This is a genomic window from Candidatus Magnetobacterium casense, assembly GCF_019173545.1.
Classification (GTDB): domain Bacteria; phylum Nitrospirota; class Thermodesulfovibrionia; order Thermodesulfovibrionales; family Magnetobacteriaceae; genus Magnetobacterium; species Magnetobacterium cryptolimnobacter.
The window spans coordinates 1-3,497 of sequence record NZ_JABXWD010000355.1; the positions used below are offsets into that span (position 1 = coordinate 1).

The 3,497-nt window shown below is 50.7% G+C and carries 3 protein-coding genes; all 3 read right to left on the reverse strand.

Features of this window, described 5'->3' with window-relative positions:
- Positions 1–1,532 (reverse strand): tetratricopeptide repeat protein (locus tag HWQ67_RS14715; RefSeq protein WP_218253446.1); only part of this gene is annotated, 1,532 nt, incomplete at its 3' end.
- A gap of 203 nt (positions 1,533–1,735) precedes the next feature.
- Positions 1,736–2,335, reverse strand: a complete 600-nt coding sequence (locus HWQ67_RS14720; RefSeq protein WP_218253447.1) for an ABC-type transport auxiliary lipoprotein family protein — start codon at positions 2,333–2,335, stop codon at positions 1,736–1,738.
- A complete protein-coding gene (locus HWQ67_RS14725; protein ID WP_218253448.1) occupies positions 2,328–3,281 on the reverse strand; it encodes an MlaD family protein in 954 nt (317 codons plus the stop codon). The genes HWQ67_RS14720 and HWQ67_RS14725 overlap by 8 nt, the downstream gene beginning before the upstream one ends.
- Positions 3,282–3,497: the final 216 nt, after the last annotated feature.

The following is a 3,497-nucleotide window of genomic DNA, read 5'->3' on the forward strand; positions in this document are numbered from 1 at the left end:
TATACCATGCCAACTGCACTGTGGGCAAGTTCGGAGTCAGGGTTGAGTTCTGCGGCCTTTTTGAAGCTCATAAGCGCACCATTGCCGTCACCGGAGAAGAACCTGGCATTGCCGAGGTTTAGGTAAGCCTCCGTGTAATCGGGTTTTGCTGCTACGGCCTTTTGCAGGAGGTCTGCTGCTTCCCTGTATCTGCTGTTGGTGAGCATCAGGGTGCCTAGGTTGAAGTAGGCGACGTAGTTGTTCCTGGTTACATTGGCGGCGTGTTGGAACAGGGTGTAGGAGTCCTTCCACACGGCAACTTGCCTCCACGTCAGGAGGCAATACACGCATAGCATTGACACTGTTATAAGCGTTGCAAGGTGTTTCAGGGCGGAGACCTTGGATACGGCCTCCGACAAGGCAAAGACCACGGTAACGGCAAGCCCCACAAGGGGAATATACATGTAACGGTCTGCCAGGGCAGCCCCGCCAACGTGAACAAATCCGATAACGGGTACAAGGCTCAGGATGTACCATAACCAGCCAACAAAGATATATGGCGCCTTTTTGATATAGAGTCCGGCCACGATAGTTAGCAGTATCAGGATCAGCAACGATGTAATGACCTTCCACATAGGGAGTGCAAAGTCAAAGGGATAAAAACATGCCAGGTTGGTTGGCCAGATGGTCATGTCGATGTACTTTACGTAGGACACCACGGCATTGGAGAGGCGTTGACTGAGTGAGAGGCGTCCAAAGAGTTCGATACCGCCCTGACTGCCCTGCGTGATGTAGGTTGCAACTGCCGTGGCAATTGATATGGCAAAGAGGGGGAGCTTTTCGATCACCGGCAAGTATCCGGCGATGATGCCAGGTGCATGGTTGTTTTTGCCGAACATACCACGGAGCCTGTCATACGGCCAGAAGTCGAGCAGGACAAGCACAGCGGGCAGCATTATCACGACAGGCTTTGACAGGATGCCAAGGACGAAGAAGGTTATAACAATCGTGTATCTCTGCCAGGAGGGTCGTGCGACGTACAAGACATAGCCGCCCATAGTCAGAAACCAGAACATGGCACTGAGCACGTCTTTTCTCTGTGACACCCATGCCACGGATTCCACGTGCAGGGGGTGGAGGGCGAAGATGGCTGCTACGATTGTGCTTTCCCAGAGGCGTCCGGTCATGTTTGCCAGCACGAGCAGCAGGAGGATGGCGTTTATCACGTGTATGATGAGGTTCACCGTGTGATGTATCCCCGGGGCAAGACCAAAGTATTCCGCTACGGCCATGTGGGATATCCACGTCAGCGGGTGCCAGATGTTTAGGTCAGTGGAACTGAATGCCCACCTGATGCCCTCCGCACGGAGTCCCCTGAAGACCATAGGGTTGCCCGTTACATACATGTTGTCGTCGTAGATGGTGAAGTCAAAATCCCCTACCTGTATGTAAACGACAGTGGTGACAACAGCCAGCGCTGCCAGTATTAATAAGACCCTGGCGATTGTGCTGCCAGTGAGGCGCTTAAGGATGTGTGATAAGTGCTTAACCATGGTTAATTAGCGTCTTCTTGTATCTTCTTTATATTTCATGGTAGCAAAAGAAAGAAAGGGGCGGCTCCGCCCCCCTTCAGAACCCCCTGCAAGGGGACCAGTCCCCTTGACCCCTTCCTGCGAAACCTTTTACCATGCTTTTTTTAGATGATCCCTTAATTATATACGCGGATAAGGGAAAAAAATGGCTACGGAGCCGACCCCTACCCGTCCCCTTTTCCGATATCCTTGCACAGTTGTTCGATGGCCTCATAGACTGCCATGCTGATGCCCTCTGCTAAGGACTTGAAGCTGCCGTCGTTTAACTTGATCCGTTTGTTGAACGTCATCCGATACAGGTTCTCACCCTGGGGATTGATCAGCTCGGCATCCAGGCTCAACTCGGCATAGGATGTCAGGGGGGCGTCGTACCTCTCAAACTTCCTGAGATTGACCTTAAGGATGTGTGAATTTACTGGGGTGATGTTGGTGACCCTGACGTCGCTGAACACGGTTTTTTTGCTGAGGGCGGTTTTCAGCTCGCCTCCGATGAGCTTGACGGGTGCGCTGTCCCACTTGGTGTAGCGTGCTATGGTGAGTTCGTATGGTGAGTTCCTGTAGGCGATGTATGGCTGTGTGAGATAGCGCGGTGAATCCACGATTATGGACAGCGGCATGGCGGGTTTGCGTTTTGGTTCGTCACCCTTCCCGGTGTCTGTGGTAGCGGTATCAGAGGGGACATAGAGGCTGTATATCTTTGTCTCCGGCATGTTGCACGACTCCAAGCATAACAACAGCACTATGAACGTTACGATTTTAATCATTGTTTTCTCCGTCTTCCTTGTATATAAATGTCCAGGGTTTGTTTTTGATCTCGTGCAGGACATCCTGGAGGTCATCCATTGTGCTTTTGAGCGATTCAAATACGCTTGACAGGTTTGTTGATTGCTTGTTAACCACGGTGTTTAGCGAATCAGAGGTCTTCGTAAATGTATTGGCCGTCGTGGTCAGGGCATTGGCCGTATCAGTGAAGGAGTTGGCCGTCTGTTCGATGGACTTGATCATAGCGCTAGCCTCTTTAAGGTCTTGGGTGGCAGTCTTTAGCAGCTCGTTGAGGTCGCCCTTGTTGTCCTTTAATACGGTGTCCATTTCGGTCAGTACACCCTGGAGCCTTTGGGTTACGTCCGTCAGGTTGGATGACAACTTCACCAGTTCACTGGAGACGGTGGTAATAGTCGTGTTGGTGTTGAGCAGGATTTCTTCGATTTTATTTCTGTTTTTTTCGCTGAATATCCTGTTGACATCCTTTATCAACGCATCGATGGAGTTTGAGACCGTGCCGAGTCTGAAAAGCAGGTCCGACAACTGTATGCGCTCCTCCGAGTCTATGATGGAGTCTGGTGGAAGTGGCTGCTTTGTGATATTCTCTAACGAGAGACCGAGATATATGTCGCCGACAAAACCTATCTGCGAAATAACGGCCTTTGTGCCCTTATACAACACGATGTTCTTGTTTACGGCCAGGACGAGCCTGACGGGTTCATTGGGCTTATCCGGCGGTATGATGTCCCGGATAGTTCCGATCCGCACTCCGCCAAGCCTCACCTGAGAGCCAACGTCCAGTCCGGCCACGTCCATAAGGCTGACGTGGTAGATATTGAACTTCTCAAACATCTGCGTGCCACCAATTGCTATCACCATTACACTGATAACGGTCAGGGCGGTTAGTACGATTATCCCTGCCCTTATCTCTTCTTTGAGGTAAGACATTTATTTATCTTAATGTACCTACAAACATTCCTTTACATTTATTCACGGGTTAAATCCCCCATGAGGATCAATCACGTGATCTATGATACTTTTTTTTAGCCTAAAGGGTCAACACGTAGCAAAAAAAGGGTGCATAAGAAAGTAGTTGGTGGCTTCGTCAAAGAAAGAATGGGGGCTTCGCCCCCTACCCCCTACAAGAAGGGCGGCTCCGCCCCC

Coding starts and splice junctions, on each gene's coding strand:
- HWQ67_RS14720 (WP_218253447.1), bottom strand. CDS start 2,335: ATGATTAAAATCGTAACGTTCATAGTGCTGTTGTTATGCTTGGAGTCG.
- HWQ67_RS14725 (WP_218253448.1), bottom strand. CDS start 3,281: ATGTCTTACCTCAAAGAAGAGATAAGGGCAGGGATAATCGTACTAACC.